Source organism: Pantoea sp. SOD02, assembly GCF_024707505.1.
Taxonomy (GTDB): domain Bacteria; phylum Pseudomonadota; class Gammaproteobacteria; order Enterobacterales; family Enterobacteriaceae; genus Pantoea; species Pantoea symbiotica.
In genome coordinates this window covers 2,626,885-2,648,925 of record NZ_CP102604.1, presented here as the reverse complement: position 1 = coordinate 2,648,925, position 22,041 = coordinate 2,626,885, and the positions used below count along the sequence as shown (strand labels likewise).

At 52.3% G+C, this 22,041-nt stretch carries 17 protein-coding genes; 15 read left to right on the top strand and 2 right to left on the bottom strand.

Features of this window, described 5'->3' with window-relative positions; translation table 11 throughout:
* Positions 1-78: 78 nt before the first annotated feature.
* Positions 79-690, bottom strand: coding sequence for a phosphatase PAP2 family protein (locus NR302_RS12360; RefSeq protein ID WP_008104884.1), 612 nt, complete (start codon positions 688-690; stop codon positions 79-81).
* 230 nt (positions 691-920) lie between these two features.
* Between NR302_RS12360 and udk the strand changes: the two genes are divergently transcribed.
* The 3 genes from udk to asmA all read left to right on the top strand — a co-directional run bounded on the left by udk (position 921) and on the right by asmA (position 4,159).
* On the top strand, positions 921-1,559 hold the full coding sequence (gene udk / locus NR302_RS12355; RefSeq protein ID WP_008104883.1) for a uridine kinase: 639 nt from the start codon (positions 921-923) through the stop codon (positions 1,557-1,559).
* 72 nt (positions 1,560-1,631) lie between these two features.
* Positions 1,632-2,213 (top strand): dCTP deaminase, encoded by a 582-nt coding sequence (dcd, locus tag NR302_RS12350; protein ID WP_007888946.1) that lies wholly within the window; start codon positions 1,632-1,634, stop codon positions 2,211-2,213.
* A gap of 146 nt (positions 2,214-2,359) precedes the next feature.
* A complete protein-coding gene (gene asmA, locus NR302_RS12345) occupies positions 2,360-4,159 on the top strand; it encodes an outer membrane assembly protein AsmA (protein WP_258143600.1) in 1,800 nt (599 codons plus the stop codon).
* A gap of 36 nt (positions 4,160-4,195) precedes the next feature.
* Here asmA and NR302_RS12340 read toward each other — a convergent pair whose 3' ends face one another.
* Positions 4,196-5,752 (bottom strand): TerC family protein, encoded by a 1,557-nt coding sequence (locus NR302_RS12340; RefSeq protein ID WP_258143599.1) that lies wholly within the window; start codon positions 5,750-5,752, stop codon positions 4,196-4,198.
* 790 nt (positions 5,753-6,542) lie between these two features.
* On the opposite strand from NR302_RS12340, the gene wbaP reads away from it, so the two are divergent.
* The 12 genes from wbaP to wcaK all read left to right on the top strand — a co-directional run bounded on the left by wbaP (position 6,543) and on the right by wcaK (position 22,039).
* The gene (gene wbaP / locus NR302_RS12335; protein WP_176972414.1) at positions 6,543-7,976 is read left to right on the top strand and encodes an undecaprenyl-phosphate galactose phosphotransferase WbaP; all 1,434 of its coding nucleotides are present in this window, start codon (positions 6,543-6,545) and stop codon (positions 7,974-7,976) included.
* Positions 7,977-8,249: 273 nt separating this feature from the next.
* Positions 8,250-9,380 (top strand): polysaccharide export protein, encoded by a 1,131-nt coding sequence (locus NR302_RS12330; RefSeq protein ID WP_179450138.1) that lies wholly within the window; start codon positions 8,250-8,252, stop codon positions 9,378-9,380.
* A gap of 9 nt (positions 9,381-9,389) precedes the next feature.
* The gene (locus tag NR302_RS12325) at positions 9,390-9,824 is read left to right on the top strand and encodes a protein-tyrosine-phosphatase (protein WP_008104877.1); all 435 of its coding nucleotides are present in this window, start codon (positions 9,390-9,392) and stop codon (positions 9,822-9,824) included.
* Between the two features lie 12 nt (positions 9,825-9,836).
* Positions 9,837-12,014: a tyrosine-protein kinase Wzc gene (gene wzc, locus NR302_RS12320; RefSeq protein ID WP_258143597.1), complete on the top strand. Its 2,178-nt coding sequence runs from the start codon at positions 9,837-9,839 to the stop codon at positions 12,012-12,014.
* Between the two features lie 181 nt (positions 12,015-12,195).
* Complete coding sequence (locus NR302_RS12315) at positions 12,196-13,332, top strand: EpsG family protein (RefSeq protein ID WP_008104873.1); 1,137 nt, start codon at positions 12,196-12,198, stop codon at positions 13,330-13,332.
* A 15-nt stretch (positions 13,333-13,347) separates the two neighbouring features.
* Entirely contained in the window at positions 13,348-14,070 is a 723-nt protein-coding gene (locus NR302_RS12310; RefSeq protein ID WP_008104871.1) for an SGNH/GDSL hydrolase family protein, read from the top strand.
* A 24-nt stretch (positions 14,071-14,094) separates the two neighbouring features.
* Complete coding sequence (locus NR302_RS12305) at positions 14,095-15,273, top strand: acyltransferase (protein ID WP_008104869.1); 1,179 nt, start codon at positions 14,095-14,097, stop codon at positions 15,271-15,273.
* Between the two features lie 74 nt (positions 15,274-15,347).
* Complete coding sequence (locus tag NR302_RS12300) at positions 15,348-16,265, top strand: glycosyltransferase family 2 protein (protein WP_258143596.1); 918 nt, start codon at positions 15,348-15,350, stop codon at positions 16,263-16,265.
* 73 nt (positions 16,266-16,338) lie between these two features.
* Positions 16,339-17,091 (top strand): glycosyltransferase family 2 protein, encoded by a 753-nt coding sequence (locus tag NR302_RS12295; RefSeq protein WP_154155945.1) that lies wholly within the window; start codon positions 16,339-16,341, stop codon positions 17,089-17,091.
* A gap of 157 nt (positions 17,092-17,248) precedes the next feature.
* Complete coding sequence (locus tag NR302_RS12290) at positions 17,249-18,283, top strand: glycosyltransferase (protein WP_258143595.1); 1,035 nt, start codon at positions 17,249-17,251, stop codon at positions 18,281-18,283.
* 57 nt (positions 18,284-18,340) lie between these two features.
* The gene (locus NR302_RS12285) at positions 18,341-20,551 is read left to right on the top strand and encodes a phage tailspike protein (RefSeq protein ID WP_008104862.1); all 2,211 of its coding nucleotides are present in this window, start codon (positions 18,341-18,343) and stop codon (positions 20,549-20,551) included.
* A 225-nt stretch (positions 20,552-20,776) separates the two neighbouring features.
* Positions 20,777-22,039: a colanic acid biosynthesis pyruvyl transferase WcaK gene (gene wcaK, locus NR302_RS12280; protein WP_008104860.1), complete on the top strand. Its 1,263-nt coding sequence runs from the start codon at positions 20,777-20,779 to the stop codon at positions 22,037-22,039.
* Positions 22,040-22,041 lie beyond the last annotated feature (2 nt).

Here is a 22,041-nt window from a genome sequence, read left to right as displayed (position 1 = left end):
AGATTTCTGTCGGGAATTGCATTTAAGTCGTTATTCACTGAATTGATTGGCCCTTTGCGCGCAAAGGGCCAATCGGTGTTAGCGAAAAAGATCGGCGCGGGTATAGGGCTTTTCTAAGCCGGCAAGATTGGCAGAGAAGCGCTCAAGAAATTGTTGTGTGGTGGCGACGCGACCGTGGCCCAGTAGCAGCAGCGGCACCAGCAGCGCAACGCCAATTTGCGGCAGACTAAAGCCCTTCAGCGAAGTGCGGCGCTGTGTCAGCAGGAATGCGGTGCTGAGCGTGAAACCGAGCATCAGGCCCGCCAGCACTTCGCTTTTTGAATGCGCGTGAATCACCAAACGTGAAAGACCGACCATCAGCGGGATCAGATAGCCGATACCGATGGTAAACAGACGCCAGCGCGGCGACCAGCGACCTGAGATCAACCACATCATCACCGGCCAGAGCGTGGCGGACATCGCGCTGTGTCCGCTGAAGCCGGTGAAGTTAAATCTGGCGCTACCAATACCAAAGCCGAGAAACAGTATTTTCGAGACGCTCACCACCAGGCCAGCCAGACCAAACGCCAGCACCCAATACCACACGGTTTGGCGGTTGTCGCTTTTCCATGGCAATACCAGCGCGATGATTACCGCAGTCGGGATCAGCAACATGCTGTCGCCAAAATAGGTCAGGGTTTTCCAGCTCATACTTTTCCTTGCGGCTACATTCGGAGTGCCAACGCCAGCTACAGTGTTGGCAGATGAACAGTGTATCGATTAAGCGTCTGGCTGCAAAAGGGGATATTCTGAAAAGCCGTTGGCCCATTTCTCTGGCATCAAACCGGTGAAATACCTATAATTGCCGCCAACTAACCCTCTCATTCGGCCCGTTGCAGCTTCGGCTTAGGCAGGCTCCAGTTATCAGGTCTTAAAAAAGTATGACTGACAAGTCTCATCAGTGCGTGATCGTTGGCATCGCAGGTGCATCCGCATCCGGAAAAAGTCTTATCGCCAGCACGCTCTATCGTGAAATCCGTGACCAGGTCGGTGACGAGCATATCGGTGTGATCCCCGAAGATGCCTACTATAAAGATCAGAGCCACCTCACCATGGAAGAGAGGGTGAAAACCAACTATGACCATCCGAGTGCGATGGATCATGATCTGTTGTTGCAGCACCTGCGCGCGTTGAAAGCCGGTCAGGAAATTGAGCTGCCGGTTTACAGCTACGTTGAGCACACCCGCACCAGCGATTGTATTCATCTGAAATCGAAGAAAGTCATCATCCTTGAAGGCATCTTGCTGTTAACCGACGCGCGCCTGCGCCAGGAGATGAATTTCTCCATCTTCGTCGATACGCCGCTGGATATCTGCCTGATGCGCCGCATGAAGCGCGATGTGAATGAGCGCGGCCGCTCAATGGATTCGGTGATGAGCCAGTATCAGAAGACCGTGCGTCCGATGTTCCTGCAATTTATTGAACCTTCCAAGCAGTACGCTGACATCATTGTGCCGCGCGGCGGAAAAAACCGTATCGCGATTGATATCCTCAAGGCCAAGATCAATCAGTATCTTTAACGACATAGCGTCCGCCCCGGCGTGACGCGCTGTCGTAGCCATTCGCTACACTTAATTCATGGAGTACCTGCGATGAGATTATGCGATCGCGATATTGAAGCCTGGCTGGACAACGGAAAGTTGGCGATTGAGCCGCGCCCGCCGGTGGAACGCATTAATGGCGCCACGGTTGATGTGCGCCTCGGCAACCAGTTCCGCACTTTTAGCGGCCACACTGCGGCGTTTATTGATTTGAGTGGTCCTAAGCACGAAGTCAGTGCTGCGCTGGACCGCGTCATGAGCGATGAGATTGTGCTGCCGGAAGGCGAAGCCTTTTTCCTGCATCCCGGTGAGCTGGCACTGGCGGTAACGCTGGAATCGGTCACCATTCCCGACGATCTGGTCGGCTGGCTGGATGGCCGCTCTTCGCTGGCGCGCCTGGGTTTGATGGTGCACGTCACGGCGCACCGTATCGATCCGGGCTGGCAAGGCCGTATCGTGCTGGAGTTTTATAACTCAGGCAAACTGCCACTGGCGCTGCGTCCAGGCATGTTAATTGGTGCTTTGAGCTTTGAGCCGCTGTCAGGCCCGGCTGCGCGACCGTATAACCGTCGCGAAGATGCCAAATATCGTGGTCAGCAGGGCGCGGATGCCAGTCGTATAGATAAAGACTGACTAAAACTAATGCTTGCCAAAATAATTCGAGTTGCAGCAAGGCGGCAAGCGAGTAAATCCCCGTAAGCTTACATCAGTAAGTGACTGGGGTGAGCGAGCGCAGCCAACGCTGCGGCAACTTGAAGTATGACGGCAATGAGGAATTGATGAGAAGAGTGATAACTACGCTGGCCATCCTGTTAGTGGTGGTCGTAGCGGGCATGACAGCATTGGTGTTGCTGGTCAATCCCAACGACTTTCGTACCTATATGGTACAGCAGGTAGAGCAGCGCAGTGGTTATCAGCTTCAGGTTGGCGGCGATTTGCGCTGGCATGTCTGGCCGCAGCTCAGCATTCTCGCCGGGCGCATGAGTCTGACCGCGCCTGGTGCCACGCAGCCAATGGTCACCGCCGACAATATGCGGCTGGATGTCAATCTCTGGCCGCTGTTGTCACATCAACTGAGCGTCAGCCAGGTGATGCTAAAAAACGCCATCATCCGCGTAACGCCAGACAGTGCAGCGCAAAAGCCGACCGGTGCGCCGGTGGGTCCGGGTGATGCCGAGCCGGTGAGCAGCAGCAATAACGGCTGGTCATTCAACATTGGCAAGTTGCGTCTTGCCGATAGTTTGCTGATTTGGCAGCAGCCAGGCGGCGATGAATACAATTTCCGCGACCTCAATCTCAACCTCGATCAGGATGCCAGCAAACAGGCCAGCATCAATCTGGCTACTCGAATTTCGCGTAATCAGCGCAATGTCAGCGTCAATCTCAAAGGGCAAATGAATGTGGCGCAGTATCCGCATCGTTTAGTCGGACAGCTGGATGAGATGAATTACGCCATCGACGGTGCCAATCTGCCGACGCAAGGGATCAAAGGCACCTTGAGCGGTCAGGGCGAATGGAACGGTGACAATCAGCATTTCTCCTTACAGAAGATGCAGATCACCGCCAATGACAGCGCACTGGAAGGCAGCGCCGATGGATGTTTGGCGCTTCCACAGCAGCTTAATCTGGCGCTGCACGCTACCAGTTTGAATATTGACGCATTGATGGCGAATGCACCATCGACTGATAGCAGCGCGCCGCAGCAGGCTAACGTGACCAGCACGCCGGTGATTGCTGAGCCGCGTATGCGTGACAACAGCGACTCACCGCTGAATCAGCTGGATTTGACGCTCAACCTCACCGCAGATAACAGCGTGTGGCGCGGCCTAACGCTGACCAATTTGCAGCTCGACGGCAGCAATCAGCAAGGTTTGATGACCTTAAGTAAGCTGCAAGGCAAATTCGGCGAAGGACATTTCTCGGTCCCCGGCTCGGTAGATATTCGTAAACCGGTAACGCAAGTGGCGTTCCAGCCTGAGCTGGATAACATCGCCATTGCGCCATTGCTGAAAGCTTTAGAACTGCCAGAGACGCTGCAAGGTACCGTTTCGCTAAAAGGCGATATCAGCGGAGCGGGATTAAGCATTGAAGAGGCAAAACGTAACTGGCAGGGCAGTGCGGATCTGGAAGCGACTAATTTGCAACTTTCACAGCTGAATCTGCAACAGATGGTGCGACGTGCGGTGGCGCGCGTCAGTAATCGTGTCACCAACGATCAGCCCGACGATCAGGGCATTCAGCAGTTGAGTGGACGCGTTACGCTTAAACAGGGCATTTTCAGCTTACCGGATCTTCAGGGCGGCAACAGTCGTCTGGCGGTGCAGACTAAAGGCAATGTCGATATGGTTAAACAGCAACTCGACGTCACCATTAATATGATGCTGCGCGGCTGGCAGGGCGACGACAAATTAGCTGCTCTGCTAAACCAGCAAACTATTCCGCTACGCATGTACGGCGGCTGGAATAATTTGCAGTACTCATTGCCAGTGGATGACGTGGTGCGTCAGCAGCTGCAAAGTGAAGCGAAGTCGCGCTTGAATCAGTGGCTGGATCGCCAGCAACCGGAGAAGCAGCCATAATCGTTGTAGGGTCGCCATTTATGGCGACCTGGTTGATTACAATGCGATCGGCACAATCTCCACCTTCTGCACGCGATGGTTTTCTACCTGCAACGTACGCAACAGATAATCGCCGATCTGCAACTCTTCGCCTTCCTGCGGCACATGTTGCAGGCTATCCATCAGCAATCCCGCCAGCGTGTGGTAATTGCGTTTTTCATCGAGTGGCAGCTGCACATAGACGGCTAAATCCTCCAATGGCATATGACCGTTTGCCACCCAGCCGCCATCAGGCAGCACTTGAATATCATAGCGCGCATCGACTTTTTCCCCTTCAATCGGCAGATTGCCGGCGATGGTTTCCATCAGATCGCTTAGCGTGACCACGCCTTCCACCGAACCAAACTCATCCACCACAAAGGCGAAGTGGGTGCGCGCGTTGCGAAACTGCTCCAGCGCCTGCAATAAAGTGACGCGCTCAGGAAATATCAGCGGCTGGCGAATCAGCGAGCGTAAATCCAGTGATTTGCTGTGCAACGATTGATGCAGCAAATCAATCACGTGCACCACGCCAAGTGGGTCGCGGCCCTGTTCGGTAACCAGAATGCGCGTGTGCTGATTACGATCGAGCTTCGCCATAATCTCCGCCGGATCTTCAGTCAAATCGATATGCTCAACGTCGTGGCGCGAGGTCATGATGCTATTGATCTGGCGCTGACCAAGCCCCAGCACACGCGCAATCATGCGGCGCTCCTGGCGATTGAAGAGTGCACCTTCTTCGCCGTCGGCTACCAGTGATGCGGTATCGGCGTCAAGCTCCGCACGTTGCGCTTCGCCGCGCAGAATACGTAACACTGCTTCCGAGGTGCGCTGGCGCAGCGGACGTCCGGCGGTGAGGAAGCGCCGGCGATTAAACATCGCCAGCTGATTGAGTATCTCGATGACGATTGAGAATCCAATCGCCGCGTAGAGATAACCTTTCGGGATAATAAAGCCTAACCCTTCGGCCACCAGACTGAAGCCGATCATCAGCAGGAAGCTCAGGCAGAGAATCACAATGGTCGGATGGCCGTTGACGAAACGCGTCAGCGGCTTACTCGCCAATAGCATCAGCAGTATTGCCACCGTTACTGCCGCCATCATCACCGGCAACTCATTGACCATGCCAACGGCGGTAATGACCGAGTCCAGCGAGAAGATGGCGTCCAGCACCACTATTTGCGCCACCACTGGCCAGAATTTAGCACCGTTCTTATTTTGACCAGTTTCCTCGTCAGCCCCTTCCAGACGGCTGTTTAACTCGGTGGTGGCTTTATAAAGCAGAAAGAAGCCGCCGCACAGCAGCAGCAGATCGCGGGCGCTGAAGTCATGATGCAACAGGGTAAACAGCGGTTTTGTGAGCGTAACCAGCCAGGAAAGTGAGGCGAGAAGTGCTAAACGCGATACCAGCGCGAGTAGCAAGCCGATCACGCGCGCGCGGTCGCGTTCTTTCGGCGGCAACTTTTCTACGAGGATGGCAATGAAAACCAGGTTATCAATGCCCAACACCAGCTCGAGAACGATTAGCGTTACTAATCCGGCCCAGAGCGACGGATCAATGATCCACTCCAACATGTGTTAATCACCTTTATGACTGTGTTATGAGCTTAATCTGATGATAGTGAATCGTCTAAACAGGTACAAATAGGGACTGATACAGTAAATACGCGCCTTTGGCTAAAAGTGGAGAATATTCTTGATTGCTGATGCATATAGATAACATTAAAGTATGGATAAAAAGCAACCAGCGAATCTGGGGCTATTTATTCTCACCTGTAAGGAAACGCCTGTACTTTTTAATGTGAATTAATTTCGCGTTGAGTATCAAATTAATCTGAATTTTGCAGAGGAATGGCATGGAAGGGGTGGCATCAATACTTATGGCTGGTAGTCTTTTTCCTAAAATAGTGTGAGCAAGACAGGGCCTACTTGTAAACAAGCCAGTAATAACTAGTATAGCAACGTGTTGGTTAATGTCTGCGCCAAAGTTGTTTAAAGCGTGCTTTTGAGCCTCTTAATGTTGCGATTTGTGATCGCACGCGGAACGCAGCCAGTAATTAGCGCAAAAATGCCGCATAAAACGAGTTGTAAATAGGATGAAGAAAGCGGTATTGGCAGCGACAGCCAAGGGCGGTAGCGTGCCTGAAGCGCCTTCCTCTTGGTTTAACGGTCTGCCACTGTGGTAAGGGAAGTCGGACTAATCTGTTGGTATTAATCACAATTCTCTTGCTTACTATTGTGAGAATTGATTTGGCCTCAGAGAATTTACCGCAGATTGCCTCAAAAAATGCAGTGAATGTTTCGCTCGTTTATTAAACAGCGTTGAGGCATTAGGGATTAAAGAAATAATATAAAAGAGTTAAATATGCGCGATAACGAAATTACATATAAAAGTCTTCTGACCAAAATTTTACTGGCGTGCTCGGATTTAATTTGTTTCAACGCAGCATTATTTATTGCGATGGCGATGATTAATTCGTTCACCCATTCTCCACTGGCAGATATATCTGAAAAATACCTGCATTTGAAAATCGCTACGCACATTGCGTTATCGGTTATTTGCGTAGGCTGGTTCTGGGTTCGCCTGCGTCATTATACCTACCGCAAACCATTCTGGTTCGAGCTCAAAGAGATCTTTCGTACCATTCTTATTTTCTCTGTCATTGATTTGTCAATTTCAGCACTTTCACAATGGCAAATGTCGCGCTTTGTCTGGGTAGCGACCTGGGTTCTGGCGTTGATTCTGATTCCATTAGCACGCGCCATCTCTAAACGTGTGTTGAATCATTACGGTATGTGGAAGAAGCAAACCATCATCATCGGCAGCAGCCGCAACGCGCAGGAAGCCTGGCAGGCGCTGCAGAGCGAAGAAGTGATGGGCTTTGATGTTATCGCCTTCTTCGATGTCGATAAAAGCAGCCCGCAGGCCAGCATCTCTGGCGTGCCTGTGCTGCACAACGAACAAGAGCTGTGGCAACTGACCAACAGCGAAACCCAGTTCATCGTGGCGGTGGAGTTCGAACAGAGCCAGCACCGCGATCACTGGCTTAAAACGCTGGCGATGCACAATTGCCGTTCCGTTTCCGTGATCCCAACGCTGCGTGGTGTACCGCTGTATGGCACCGACATGGCTTATATCTTCAGCCATGAAGTGATGATTCTGCGCGTGAATAACAACCTGGCGAAGCGCACTTCGCGTTTCCTTAAGCGTGCATTCGATATCGTCGGCGCACTGAGCATTATCCTGGCGCTGTCACCGGCATTACTGGTACTCGGCTTTATGGTTGGCCGCGATGGCGGACCACCGATTTACGGTCATGAGCGTGTGGGTTTGGGCGGACGTAAGTTCAAATGCCTGAAATTCCGCTCCATGGTGATCAACTCGAAAGAGGTGCTTGAAGAGGTACTGCGTACCGATCCTGTTGCCCGCGCCGAGTGGGATAAAGATTTCAAACTGAAGAACGACCCACGCATTACCAAAGTCGGTCATTTCATCCGTAAAACCAGTCTGGATGAGCTGCCGCAGCTGTGGAACGTAGTACGTGGTGATATGAGCCTGGTGGGTCCGCGCCCGGTTATTGAAGATGAACTCTGCCGTTATGCCGGTGATGTCGATTATTACCTGATGGCGAAACCAGGCATGACGGGATTGTGGCAGGTTAGCGGTCGTAACGACGTTGATTATGAAACACGCGTCTATTTTGACTCGTGGTATGTCAAAAACTGGTCGCTGTGGAACGACATTGCGATTCTGTTTAAGACGGTTGGCGTAGTGCTGAAACGCGATGGCGCCTATTGATAGACAGCGAGGTCGGGGAGGGCATGACTTCCCCGATTGAAAACTGCGGGTGCTGAGTGTGTCGTTATTAGACAGCTGCACTGATTGAGTCTGTATAAACCATTTTAATTGATGTCGTCTTTAGACTCGGTGACAACATAAAACCAAGGGAGCGCATAATAATGACCCACAGTTTCAGTGTTTAACCTGTCATATTCCATTTTTGTAAGACGCTACACAGCGGGCGATTTCGCCTCTATCAATCAATAACTGATAGCGAAGAATCAGATGATAATGAAAATTAAATTGATACCTTTACTGGTATCCGCGACTTTTCTCTCCGGATGTACCATTGAGCCGGGTTCTCACCTTTCCACCAGTGGAAAAGATGTCATAGAGCAACAGGATAGCAACTATGACATCGACAAATATGTCAACGTCTTCCCGCTGACGCCGCGTCTGGTTGAACAGATGCGTCCGAAGCCGTTAGTCGCTCAGGCTAACCCAATGCTGCAAAATGAAATTCAGAGCTACGAATACCGCATCGGTGTTGGCGACGTGTTGAACGTCACCGTCTGGGATCACCCAGAGTTGACCACACCAGCCGGTCAGTACCGTAGCGCCAGCGACACCGGTAACTGGGTGCAGGCTGATGGCACTATTTTCTATCCGTACATTGGTAAAGTGCGCGTAGCAGGCCGAACTGTCACCGAGATCCGCACCGAAGTGGCGCGTCGTCTGGCACAGTTCATTGAAAGCCCGCAGGTTGACGTTAACGTCGCCTCATTCCGTTCACAGAAAGCCTATGTGACCGGTTCAGTCACCACCTCCGGACAACAGGCGATCACTAACGTGCCGCTGACCGTGCTGGATGCCGTCAACGCCGCAGGCGGTTTAGCCGCCGACGCTGACTGGCGCAACGTGGTGCTGACGCACAACGGCAAAGAACAACGTCTTTCGTTGCAGGCGCTGATGCAAAACGGCGACCTGAGCCAAAACCATCTGCTCTATCCGGGCGACATCCTTTACGTGCCACGTAACGACGATCTTAAAGTCTTCGTGATGGGCGAAGTGAAGCAGCAGTCAACGCTGAAGATGGACCGCAGCGGCATGACGCTGGCCGAAGCACTGGGCAACTCGCAGGGTATGGATCAGACCACCTCTGATGCTACCGGCGTGTTCGTGATTCGTCCGATTCGCGGCGCCAACCGCACCAAGATCGCCAACATCTATCAGTTGAATACCAAAGATGCGGCATCGATGGTGATGGGCACCGAATTCCAACTGGAGCCATACGACATCGTCTATGTCACCGCTACACCACTTACCCGTTGGAACCGTGTGATTTCAAGCCTGCTGCCGACCATCGTAGGTGTTGACGATGCCAGCTCCGCGGCGCTTCGTTTCCGCAACTGGTCGAACTAAGGGTTCGCCATGATTAAGTCCGTGTTAGTCGTCTGCGTCGGCAACATTTGCCGCTCCCCAACCGGGGAGCGTCTGTTCAAGCGCGCGCTACCAAACACCCGGATCGCCTCAGCAGGGCTCAGTGCCCTGAAAGGTTATCCGGCGGACCAGAAAGCCCTCGATGTGGCCGCCGATCACGGTGTGTCGCTCGATGGTCATCAGGCACAGCAGTTAACGGCCAGCATGTGCCGTGACTATGACCTGATTCTGGTAATGGAAAAGCGCCACGTTGAGCAGGTGAATCGCATCGATCCAGCCGCACGCGGAAAAACCATGCTGCTTGGCCACTGGCTCAATCAGCAGGAAATTGCGGATCCGTACAAAAAAAGTCGCGAGGCCTTTGAAGAGGTCTACGGGTTACTGGAAAACGCTACCCAGAAATGGGTCAACGTATTAAGCCGATAGTTGGGATTATCCATGAATATCAAAAACAAGGTTATGACCGCGCCAAAGGAAGATTCGAATGGATGGGATCTGGCGCATCTTGTGGGACAGCTGATTGATCATCGCTGGATCATTGTTGCCGTTACCGCCTTCTTCATGCTGGTGGCGACGCTCTACACACTGTTTGCTACACCAATCTACAGCGCAGATGCGTTAGTGCAGGTTGAGCAGAAGAATGCCAGCTCAGTACTGAATGAGTTAGACAGCATTCTGCCGCCAACGCCGGCATCCGATACCGAGATTCAGATTCTTGAATCACGTATGGTTATCGGTAAAACCGTTGACGATCTGGGTCTGGATACCGTTGTAACTCAGAACTATTTCCCGGTGATTGGTAAAGGTCTGTCGCGCCTGATGGGTAACAAGCCATCAACCGTCGCGATCTCCCGCCTGGAAATTCCACGCACTATCGATAAGCGTACCGTTGAACTGGAAGTGACCGGTCCTGACTCGTACACCGTGTCAGCGGATGGTGATGAGCTGTTCAAAGGTAAAGTCGGTCAGCTGGAAACGCACGGTGAAGTGACCATGCTGGTGAGCGGCATCAATGCTGATGAAGGCACCAGCTTCAGCGTTACCAAGCTGAACGAGTTGCAGGCGATTAACTCCGTGCTGGCGAACCTGACCGTTGCGGACAAAGGCAAAGACACTGGCGTGCTGGGTCTGGAATATCTGGGTGAAGATCCAGAGCAGATCAGCAAAGTGCTGAACCAAATCGTCAATAACTACCTGCTGCAGAACGTTGAACGTAAATCTGAGCAAGCGGAAAAGAGCCTGGAATTCCTGCGCAATCAGCTGCCGCAAGTGCGTGGCAAACTGGATGATGCGGAAGACAAGCTGAATACCTTCCGTCGCCAGAACGAGTCGGTTGACCTGTCGCTGGAAGCAAAATCTGCGCTGGATTCTTCTGTCAGCGTGCAGAGCCAGTTGAACGAACTGACCTTCCGTGAAGCCGAAGTTTCTCAGCTGTTTACCAAAGATCACCCAACCTATCGCGCCTTGCTGGAAAAACGCAAAACGCTGGAAAATGAACAGGCAACGCTGAATAAAAAGATTTCTCAGATGCCACAAACGCAGCAAGAGATCTTGCGTCTGACGCGTGATGTGCAGTCTGGTCAGGAAATCTACATGCAGTTGCTGAACCGTCAGCAAGAGCTGGGTATCAGTAAAGCCAGCACCGTGGGTGATGTGCGCATCATCGATGGCGCAGCAACCGGCAACAGCCCGGTAGCACCGAAGAAACTGTTGATTATCGCGGCGAGCCTGATTCTGGGTCTGATGGTTTCTGTTGGTCTGGTTCTGATGAAAGCGCTGCTGCATCACGGCATCGAGAATCCAGAACAGCTGGAAGAGCTGGGCATGAACGTGTATGCGAGCGTGCCGCTGTCAGAATGGCAACGTAAGAAAGACACCGAAGCACTGGCGCGTCGTGGCAACAAGGTGAAAACCGATCCACACGAAACGCTGCTGGCGCTGGGTAATCCTACTGACCTGTCAATCGAAGCGATTCGTAGCCTGCGTACCAGCCTGCACTTCGCGATGATGGAAGCGAAAAACAACATCCTGATGATCACCGGCGCCAGCCCAGGCATTGGTAAAACCTTTATCTGTGCCAACCTGGCAACGCTGGTAGCAAAAGCGGGCCAACGCGTACTGTTCATCGATGGTGATATGCGTCGTGGTTACACCCACGAACTGCTGTCAGCGGATAACAAATCCGGTCTGTCCAACGTGTTGTCGGGCAAAACCGAATTCAGCACCGCGCTGATTCAGAAAGGTCCGTACGGTTTTGATTTCCTGCCACGCGGCCAGGTGCCACCAAACCCGTCTGAACTGCTGATGCATCGTCGCATGGGTGAGCTGCTGGATTGGGCGAGCAAGAACTACGATCTGGTGTTGATTGATACGCCACCGATTCTGGCGGTAACCGATGCATCGATCATCGGCAAACTGGCCGGTACTTCGCTGATGGTAGCGCGTTTTGAAACCAACACGCCGAAAGAACTGGATGTCAGCTTCAAACGCTTTGCTCAGAACGGTATTGAGATTAAAGGTGTGATCCTCAACGCCGTGGTGCGTAAAGCCGCCAACTCGTATGGTTACGGTTACGACTATTACGATTACGAGTATGGCAAACCGACTAAAAGTTAATTTGCCCGTCATTCACTGTTAATGATGAGGGTAATCCGGTGAAGAGAGGGGCGGGTTGACCGCCCCTTTTGATTGCACCGTTTGAATGACGACACGCAACGATTGACACAGGTGATTCTCTTTATAACGCCAAAAAAAGCCACTGTTGGCATGAGAACTTGTGGAATTAAGGAATCACACCATGGCTCCATATTGGTATTTATCAGGGTTTGTACTGTTGCTTGCGCTGGTCGAAATCCTGTTGAAGAAAGACGAACGAACCACCCATATTCTGACTTACCTGCTGTGCATCGCCACCGTCACGCTGATTATCTTCGCCGGTATTCGCGGTCTCGGCACCGGGATGGACGACTATCAATATCGCAGCTTCTTTGCTGACTTCATCCGCCGTATTGAGGTCAACGGTTTTGCTAACACCGTCGCCTTCTTCCGTTACGAACCGCTGATTTTTGCTATCGCGTGGATTACCAGCCTGTTTTCACACAATGCCAGCGTGTTCCTGTTTGTGTTCAGTATTCTGGCGGTATCGACTAACGCTATCTTCTTTAAAAAGATGTCGCCGTATCCGGTATTGGCATTGGCGCTCTACTCGGCGCACATCTTTATTAACAAAGACGTGAACCAGATTCGTTTTGGCCTGAGTTCGGCGCTGTTTCTTGGCGTGATCTGGACGATTTACCTCAAGCAATACTGGTGGGCGTTTGCCTTCTTTATTCTGTCCTTCCTCAGTCACAACACCGCAGTAATGGTGGTGACCATCATTCCGTTCCTGTTTATTCGGGAATCACGCTGGTGGCCAGTGGCCATCATCATGTTCAGTGTGCCACTTTCGGTGGTGGGCGGGACCGGCTTTATTGCCTTGATCGCCGGACATCTGGGATCGATGGGTGAGAGGGCCGCAGGCTACAGTAACGAAGCCTCGAATGCCGGTGACGGCAGCGTGGTGTCGGTGTCGAACCTGAAAAACATCATGCTGGTGTTCATCTTTGTCTACTTCATGCTGAGCAACCAGCTCAAGCGCGAACAGTACGACGTGTGGAAGCTGAACTACCTGCTGATTCTGACCTTTGCGATCGGCGGCGGCATCAGGATCTTCTTCTATAACTACTCATCGGGTGCGCGCCTGTCGAACTACCTGCTGCAGGTCGAACCGATTATTTTGACGTCGCTTATTTATCAGTCGAAACGGGTACTGAAGCCGGCGATGTTTGCGATGTTTGCTTTCTTCCTTGTTTATTACCTCTATTACAACACGATCTCACTGAAGCAAGCCGTTGTCGGCTATGAAGTTGCTCGTGAATTCAAATTGTTTCATTAACCGATGAGAGGAAATATGCGGAAGACCTTACTGGCATTTCTGATCACTTCTGCGCCTTTGCTGGCGCAGGCAGACGATCATCCCGGCACCTTTATCATCGCAGCCTACGGCGACTCGACCACCGCAGGCGTTACCGCTTCGGGCGGTCGTAACATCATCAGTCAAAACAACGAAGTGAGTTTTTTGCAGCAGATGTTGCGCGAGAAGTACGGCAACAACATTGAGGTGAAGAACCACGGCATGCCGGGCGCACAGGTTTCGGTGCTGGTTTACAACAAAGACAATACGCCGATGGATTGGTCAGAACGCATGGCGAAATCCGATGCCAACATGATCCTGATTAACTATGCGATCAATGATGCGCGCATCAACTTCTTCAAAGACAAAGGCGAGCGCATTGAAACGCCGGAAGAGTACAAGCGCATCATCACCGAGCTGGTGAAAGGCGCGAAGGCGAATAACAAACTGGTGGTTCTTCAGGAACCGAATCCAATTTGTGGCAAAGCCGAGCGCTGGAACGTCTGGCCGTATGTTTACCAGTTAAATGAAGTGGCTAAAGAGCAGCAAGTTCCGATTGTGAAGCAGTTCAGCGTCATCAAAGAAAACCGTGACTGGCAATCTGAGATGTCGCCCGATTGCATTCACCCCAATGAGATGCTTTATAAACAGAAAGCAGAAAGAACCTTCAACGTCTTAAGCAGCACTTTCGATAGCGTTTTGTCACGGCACAGCAGCTAACCCAACTCAGATTCAGGAGCTGACATGTATGTATTAATCATGGTGCTGTCATTTTGTCTGGCGCTAATCATTCTGCGAGTATTCTCCTTCCACAAAGGCGTTTACAACGAGAGCGGTATTAAAAGTATCTCTGGTATGCGCGCGCTGCTGGCCAGCATCGTCGCGTTCTCCCACTTCGCCCACTATATCTATTCGCTGGATGGTCAGTGGGTGTTCGATAAAGACTATTTTGCCTGGTTCTCTGAAGGTAATTTCTTCGTTAACTCCGGCAAATTTGGTGTACTGCTGTTCTTCATGATCTCCGCCTTCCTGTTCTATCGCTGGCTGGATAATGAAACCCTGACGCCAGGGCAGCTGACGCACAAGCTGCTCAAATCGCGTATCCGCCGTATTGTCCCGATGTTCTGGTTCTCCGGTTTTGTCATCATCGCGGTGGGCGTGGTGCAGGGCGATCTCACTTATAGCCTGACGGCGGTGAAAGATGCCGTGTTGTGGTTGCTGTTTATTGGCAGCTATCGCATTGGTGATTTCCTGACGGCGGATGTGAACGCTGGTGTTGAGTGGACATTGCGCCTCGAATGGCTGCTGTATCTGTCGATTCCGCTGATTTACGTTCTCAACCGCGCCACCAAAGGAAAATACAAAACGCTGCTGATTCTCGGCTCGATCGGCGTGATTTTCTGTGTGGCGGTTGGCCTGCGTCTGTGGGGTAAAACCTATACCGATCCGCGTCCGGTGCTGGGCTTCGCCATGGGTTATCTGGCGTATAAATATCGCGACATGTTTGCGCACTACAAAACCTCCAGTCTGGCCGGCTTTGCGGTGATTGTGCTGTCGCTGTTCTCGCTGTCGTTCACCAGCAACACCTTCTGGTATCTGATTTTCCTCTGCTGCCTGACGGTGATCTTCTTTATTGTCAGCAGCGGCAACGCCGTGTTTGGCATTCTGGAAAACAAAACCCTGATGTCGATTGGTGAGGTGAGTTACAGCCTGTATCTGATTCACGGTGTGGTGCTCTATTTCATCAAGCAGATCCCGGAAACGCTCTATCCGCATTCGTTCCTGTTCTACACCTTGCTTTCAACGCTGTTCTTTGTCGCCTCTTTCTATGTGGCGAAACTGACTTACCTGTTTGTCGAGAAACCGTTTATCGGCAGTAGCAACAAGAAGAAAGTGGCGATGAAGACCTCGCCGACAAATTAGGACATCACCCATTATTCTTTTGAGCCCACAAGTTATATCATTGATTTTGTAACTTTTTTAATGAGGTGCTGGCAATGCAGGAGATTCGCTTCTCAATTGTTATTCCCGCGTATAACGCGTCGAAATCGATTGTCACGACGCTAGATTGCGTCAAAGCGCAAACCTATCGCAATTTTGAAGTCATTATTGTTGATGACAAATCGGCTGATGCGGCCGAACTGGCGCAGGTGGTGCGCAGCGAGCGTTATCAGGATTTGGATATCAAACTGGAGATGTCTGAGGTCAAACTCAACGGCGCCGGCGCCCGTAATAAAGGTATTGAGCTGGCAAGCGGCGACTTTATCAGCTTTCTCGATGCCGACGATGAGTGGCATCCGGACAAGTTGCTGGTGGCGAGTGAAACCATCGCCAAACTGGAAGCGCAGGGCAAATCGCGCTACGTCATCTTTAGTCAGGTGAACATCCATCAGGATGGCAGCTTCCTCAAGGTGATGCCGATGCAGCCGCCCGGCAAGAACGAAACCGTGGCCGAGTATCTGTTTGGCTGTTACGGCTTCATTCAAACCAGCACCATTGTGCTGAAGCGCGAAGATGCGGCGAAGATTCAGTTTGATGCGCGCTATATTCGCCATCAGGATTATGATTTCTGCATCCGCGCCGACCGCATGGGTTACGCGTTCGTGATGATCGACAAGCCGCTGGCAACGTACCATCTGGTGACCAAATTTGGTTCGAAGCATAAAGGCGAATCGGTCAAATACTCCTTCTTCTGGCTCGATACCATGAAGCCGCATCTGACCTCGCGAGACATCCATACTTATAAGGCGTTCAAGCTGCCGTTGCGCTACAAGATGGATGGTAAATCGCTGCAGGCCAGCCTCAGCTTTGCACGCTACTTCTTCCTCACCAACCGTGACAATCGCGCCTACTTCATGAATCGCCTGCTCGATAAGGTGAAGTCGCGCTTCTCGGGCAGAAGAGCAGTCTCCTGATTCACTTTTAAACACTTTCACTTGCTCCCTACATGGGGGCAATTTTTTGGTTCCTGAAACTCCGGGTAGACAAATGACAAATCATGTTGGCACCGTCGGTATTGTGATGCCGATGTATAACGCGCGAAATACCGTTCTGCGCGCGGTTGAATCGATCATCAACCAGACCTACAGCGACTGGCATCTTTACCTGATCAACGACAAATCCACCGATGATTCACTGGCCTTTGTGCGTGAACATTGTCAGGACGCACGCATCACCATTCTCGACAATGAAGTGAATCAGGGCGCAGCCGAGACCCGTAACGTTGGGCTGCGTGCAGCGAAAGAAGAGATCATCGCGTTTCTCGACAGCGACGACGAGTGGCACCGCGAAAAACTGGCCGAACAAACGGCTGCAATTGCCGCCGGCGACGATTTCGTGATCACGCATTATCACTACAAAACCAAAACCGCTGACCACGATATCAACTACAGCAAACCCTACCTGCAACAGGAAAACTTCGTGAAGAAGCAGTATCGCGTTTGCTTCTCCTCGGTGTGTTTCCGCCGTCCTCCACAGGGCATCTTCTTCCAGCGTAAAGGCCACGAAGACTTCCTGTTCCTCTATGAATTGTTCCTCCGCTACAAACAAGCCCGCGTGATCCAGAAAACCCTGGTCAACTATTACGAGTTGGGCGATTCACTGTCGCGCAACAAAAATAAAGCGGCGAAGTGGCACCTCGAATTATTAAGAATTATCTATAAAAACAATCCGTTAAAAGTATATTACTATTACGTCTGGTATATGGTGAACGGCGTTCTTTTCGCCTTGAAACACCGTTGATACCCGGCATCCTTCACGCTGCAACTGCGTTGGCTGCGCACGTCCACCCCAGTCACTTACTGAAGTAAGCTCCGGGGGATGGTCGTACTTGCCGCCTTGTTGCAGCGCGAATGATTTGGGTCTCAATTAAACAGTCGTTTGAGGTGGAAAGGATTATATGAAAAAGATCGTTTTGGTGATTAAGGATGCCTACTCGTATGCGGGCACTGAAAACATCTGCAACTTTATGTCTGAGTGCCTCGGCGAACAGCATGAAGTCACCATTTACTCGCTGGAAGGCAACGGCAAAACCTTTTATCCGTTCGAGCGGGTGAAAAAAATTGTCAGCTTTGAAGGCCACAGCAACCCGATTAAAAGCGCCGTTGCCAGCATTCACCAGGAAGGCTTCGACAGCGTATTCCTGATCAGCATGGGCCGCCTGAGCGTGATGTTCGCCTTCTGGAACCTGATGGCGCTGAAGAAGAAGCGCTTCAAAGCTTATGCCTGCGAACACATCGCGATTAACTCGTTCAGCAAGCCAATTAAGCTGCTGAAGTGGCTGATGCTGCGCTATTACGATCAGGTGATCGTGCTGACTGACAAAGATCATCAGGTATTTAACCGCTGGAACATTGCCAGCCAGCAAATCCCCAATCCGGTGGTGTACAAAGCGTTTCAACGTCAAACGCGCAGCCGTCAGGCGCTGGCGGTGGGGCGCCTGGATAACCAGAAAGGCTTCGACCTGCTGCTGGATATCTGGGCCGACTTCAGTAAGAAACATCCTGAATGGAAATTGGTGATTGCCGGTGACGGCGAACTGCGCCAGCAGCTGCACGATCAGGCTGCCGCGTTAGGTATCACTAACAGCGTCAATTTCGTCGGCAAAGTCAGCAACATCAACGATTACTACCGCGAAAGTGACATGGCGCTGATGACCTCGCGCTATGAAGGCTTGCCGCTGGTGCTGCTGGAAGCCAAATCCTGGTCGCTGCCGGTGGTGGCGTACGATTGCCCAACCGGGCCGCAGGAGATCATCAATCACGGTGAAGATGGCTTCCTGGTGCCGATGAACGACAAAGCCACGTTTATTAAGCGTATCGAGCAGCTCGCCAGCGATGATGGCCTGTTCTATGCGATGAGTGAAAAAACCAAAGAAACCGCGCTCAAGTTTGACGGTAACCAGATCAAGCAAAGCTGGCTCGCGCTTGTTTAGCGACAATTATCGTGCCTCGGGAATCCTTTTTGGCCGCACAACCACGGGAATTGAAGCATGAAAAGAAGAGAAGTCTTGCAGGCCGCAGCCTCCTCGATTGTTACTGCGCTCTCAGTGAGTGCGTTTTCCAGCTACGCCGCAAAAAGTGGTCAGCCAACGTTAAAATCTGTCGATCCGTCCAGCGTACCCGCAGGCGATGTACCGATTCTGACGCCAGAAAACGTCTATACCATGCCGCCGCAGTTTTGGCAGAACTTTGAGGGCAAACTGTGGATCGGTAAGGCAGGCAGCGATGCCAGCCAGTCTGGTAATCAGATCCCGGTGTTTCTGCGCGATGCTAATGGCAAAGTGTCACAAATCAGCCAGCCGATCGCGCTGAACAAGGGCAACTTCGCCCAGTTCATTCACGATAATGCGGCGTTGATCGCCAATCCATCACACTCAATGGTGGTGGAGGACGATCAGGGTCACACGCTGTTCTCCATCAGCGATGTCTCGCGTCCTAATCAGAGCAACTTTAGCCAGCGTCTGGCGCAGCCGAACGGCTACCAGCTGATTGGCGAAATCCCATCGGTTGAAGAACTGCGCAAAACCCGTCCGCTGTTTGCCGGTGCCAAAATCAAGCTGAAAAGCTGGCACGAAGGGCTGGAAGTGGGCGGCGGCGAGTTCGTCGGCACCTTCGGTGATGGCAAAGATGATGGCGGCGTGAACTTTAGCGGCAACGGTTTCACCTGGCGTCGTGTGGTGGAAGATTTTAACCGCCTGACGCTGTTTGATTTCGGCGCCATCGCCGACGGCAAAACCGATACCGCACCGGCGATCAAAGCCATGTATCAATGGTCGATTGATGCCAGCCAGCAGATCTGCGTGCAGTTCCCGGCCGGCACCTTCTTTGTCTCCGAATGTGATTTCGGTGACGAAGGACGTCGCTTCTTCCGCATCTCGGGCGCGATGGTCAACTTCGGTTATTTCCCGGCGACCACGCTGGTTTCTGACGGTCGCTCCGAATTCCTGTTCCAGGTAAATGCGCGCTGGACGGAAATCTCCAACCTGAATTTCAACGGCAACACCGACAAGCGTCCGAACAAGCAGGGTTTGTTCCGCAACACCTGTCCGGGCGGCCAGTTCTTCCGTGGCGCTTGCCTGCGCTTCAATCAAGTCGGCGGCGTTTCGCTTAGCCTGCTGGATACGCTGGATTGCAAAATCGACCAATGGTACGCCAACGCCTGTACCGGCGATGTGATTAAAGCCAGCTGGTCGGGGCAAAAGGCTGGCGCATGGGATCACAGCACCGCGATTGAGCTCTCCAACTTCAACGCCCAGCACTGTAAAGGCGGCATGGTGTTGAATCTGCCGCGCTGCAGCCAATCCATCATCCATAACGGCTGGATTGAGCACAGCGATTTCCCTGGCGACATCTCGAACGGCCAATGGATTGTCGATGCGCTGAGCATTGAGGATTGTAAGAACCCGCTTAACGCGCGCAACTCGCGCCTGAATATGCGCCAGACCAATCTGCAGTCGGGCAGTTGGATTGATAACTCGCTGGAAGGCGAACGCTGGCTGAACATCTGGGAAATGGGCTCGACGCGCGTTGAATCTTACGGCGTCGCTATTGATGGCAGTCTGAAATACAACTACATCACCTCGCGCTTCCGCCTGACCAACAACAGCGATCAGCAAACCTGGTTTGAACTCGGTAACTTCTACTCACCAACGGTGGGCGATAGTTGGGAGATCGAGGTGTTTGGTCAGTCGCAGTTCAATAACGGTACCGCTAACCAGCCGCTGATGGATGTTATCAACGGCAAAGGCACCGGCGGCCGCGCGGTGATTCATCTGCAGCGCAAGAAAAACAAAGCCGAAGCCAGCTGGTCAGCGGAAGGTAGCTCGCCAGTGGTTGATGTGCGTTTCGAAGCGCGTAGCGATACCGACACCAAAGTCTACGTCAAGCTGGCGGGCTGGACGCCGACCACCGCCGTACTGATCAAAAGCACCGCCAAGGATCGCTTCCTGACCGGCCAATGTGCGCGTGTGGATGCGGTTATGGACAAAGGCGCACCGGGCAGTGGCGCGCAGCAGGCACCGCAGCGTTTCAGCCTGCACAACGGTAAAGCCGGTATCGGCGGAAACGAGCAGGGCGATTTGCTTATGGCCTCGCGCGCGCTCAAACCGGAGCAGGTGGATACCCGCGAACCCAAAGGTTTCATCTCGGTGGTGATTAATGGTGAGCAGGTTGCTATGCCGTATTTTGCTGTGAAGTCGTAATGAGTGGTTTGTAAATCGGTCGCCATTAATGGCGACCCTACGTTAAATCGGCATTGGATGATGGTTTTGTAGGGTGCGCATTAATGCGCACCGGAAAGCAGCACCGACGTTAAGCACCACTTTTTGGGGTTTACTCCCATTGCAGTCCTTTTAAACAGAGTTCACTTTGCCAGTGCAGCTATTGGCGGCTTGTAAAAATTACAAAAATTTTTCCGGAGTTTTTTTATGAAGATTTTATTGGTAGGAAACCATACCTGTGGAAATCGTGGGGATGGCGCGATTTTACGTGGGCTGATTGATTCACTGAAATCCGCGCGCGCGGATTTGGATATCGATGTGATCAGCCGTTATCCAACAAGCTCTGGCTATTTACTGCAGCAGGATATCCAGCAGGATTCCCTGTTCCTGCACAACAGCAAATCGGGCAAAGGGTTAGTCGGCAGCCTGAAACGCAAAGTGGCGAACCGTTTGATGCCGGACATCATGATGGCGCACCTCGGCAAAGGCGGCGTATACAAATCCTTCTCGGTGCCACCGCATCTGGCGGCGTTTACCAAAAGCCTTGCGCAGTATGATGCGATTATTCAGGTTGGCGGCTCGTTCTTCGTCGATCTCTACGGCGTAACCCAATTCGACCACGCGCTCTGTGCGCTGATGGCGAAAAAGCCGCTGCATATGGTCGGTCACTCGGTCGGTCCATTCGAAAACCCGCGCGTTAATGCGCTGGCGAACTTTGTCTTTGATCGCGTCGACAGCCTGGTGCTGCGCGAAGAGGTGAGTTACGACCGCCTGAAGCAAGATGGCGTGACCACCAGCAAAGTGAAGAAGGGCGTCGATACCGCGTTCCTGGTTGAAGCGCGTGAAGTGGCCAATCCAAGCCATAACCTGCTGCACTGGCAGGCGATTATCAGCGCACGCAAAACCATTGCTATTACCGTGCGTGAACTGGCGCCGTTCGACAAACGTCTCGGCGTGACGCAGAAAGAGTATGAAGCTGCCTTTGGCCGCGTGATAAACGCGATGATTGCCGAAGGTTATCAGGTGGTTGCCTTCTCTACCTGTACCGGTATTGATAGCTACGCCAAAGATGACCGCATGGTGGCGCTGACGTTGCGCGATCATGTCGAGCATCCCGAGCATTACCATGTCATCATGGACGAGTTCAACGACCTCGAACTCGGCATCCTCCTCAGCCATTGTCATCTGACAATTGGTACCCGCCTGCACTCCGCCATCATCTCCATGAACTTTGGTACGCCAGCCGTGGCCATCAACTACGAGCACAAGTCGCTCGGCGTGATGAAACAGCTTGGCCTGCCGCAGATGGCAACCGATGTGCAGAGCCTGATGGATGGTTCGCTCATCGATAAAGTGCAGACGGTGCTGGCCGACTACGACAACGTGAAACACAAAGTTGATACCGCGGTGGCGCAGGAGCGTGAGATTGGTAACCGCATTACAGCAGAAATTCTCAACGTCCTGGGGTGAAG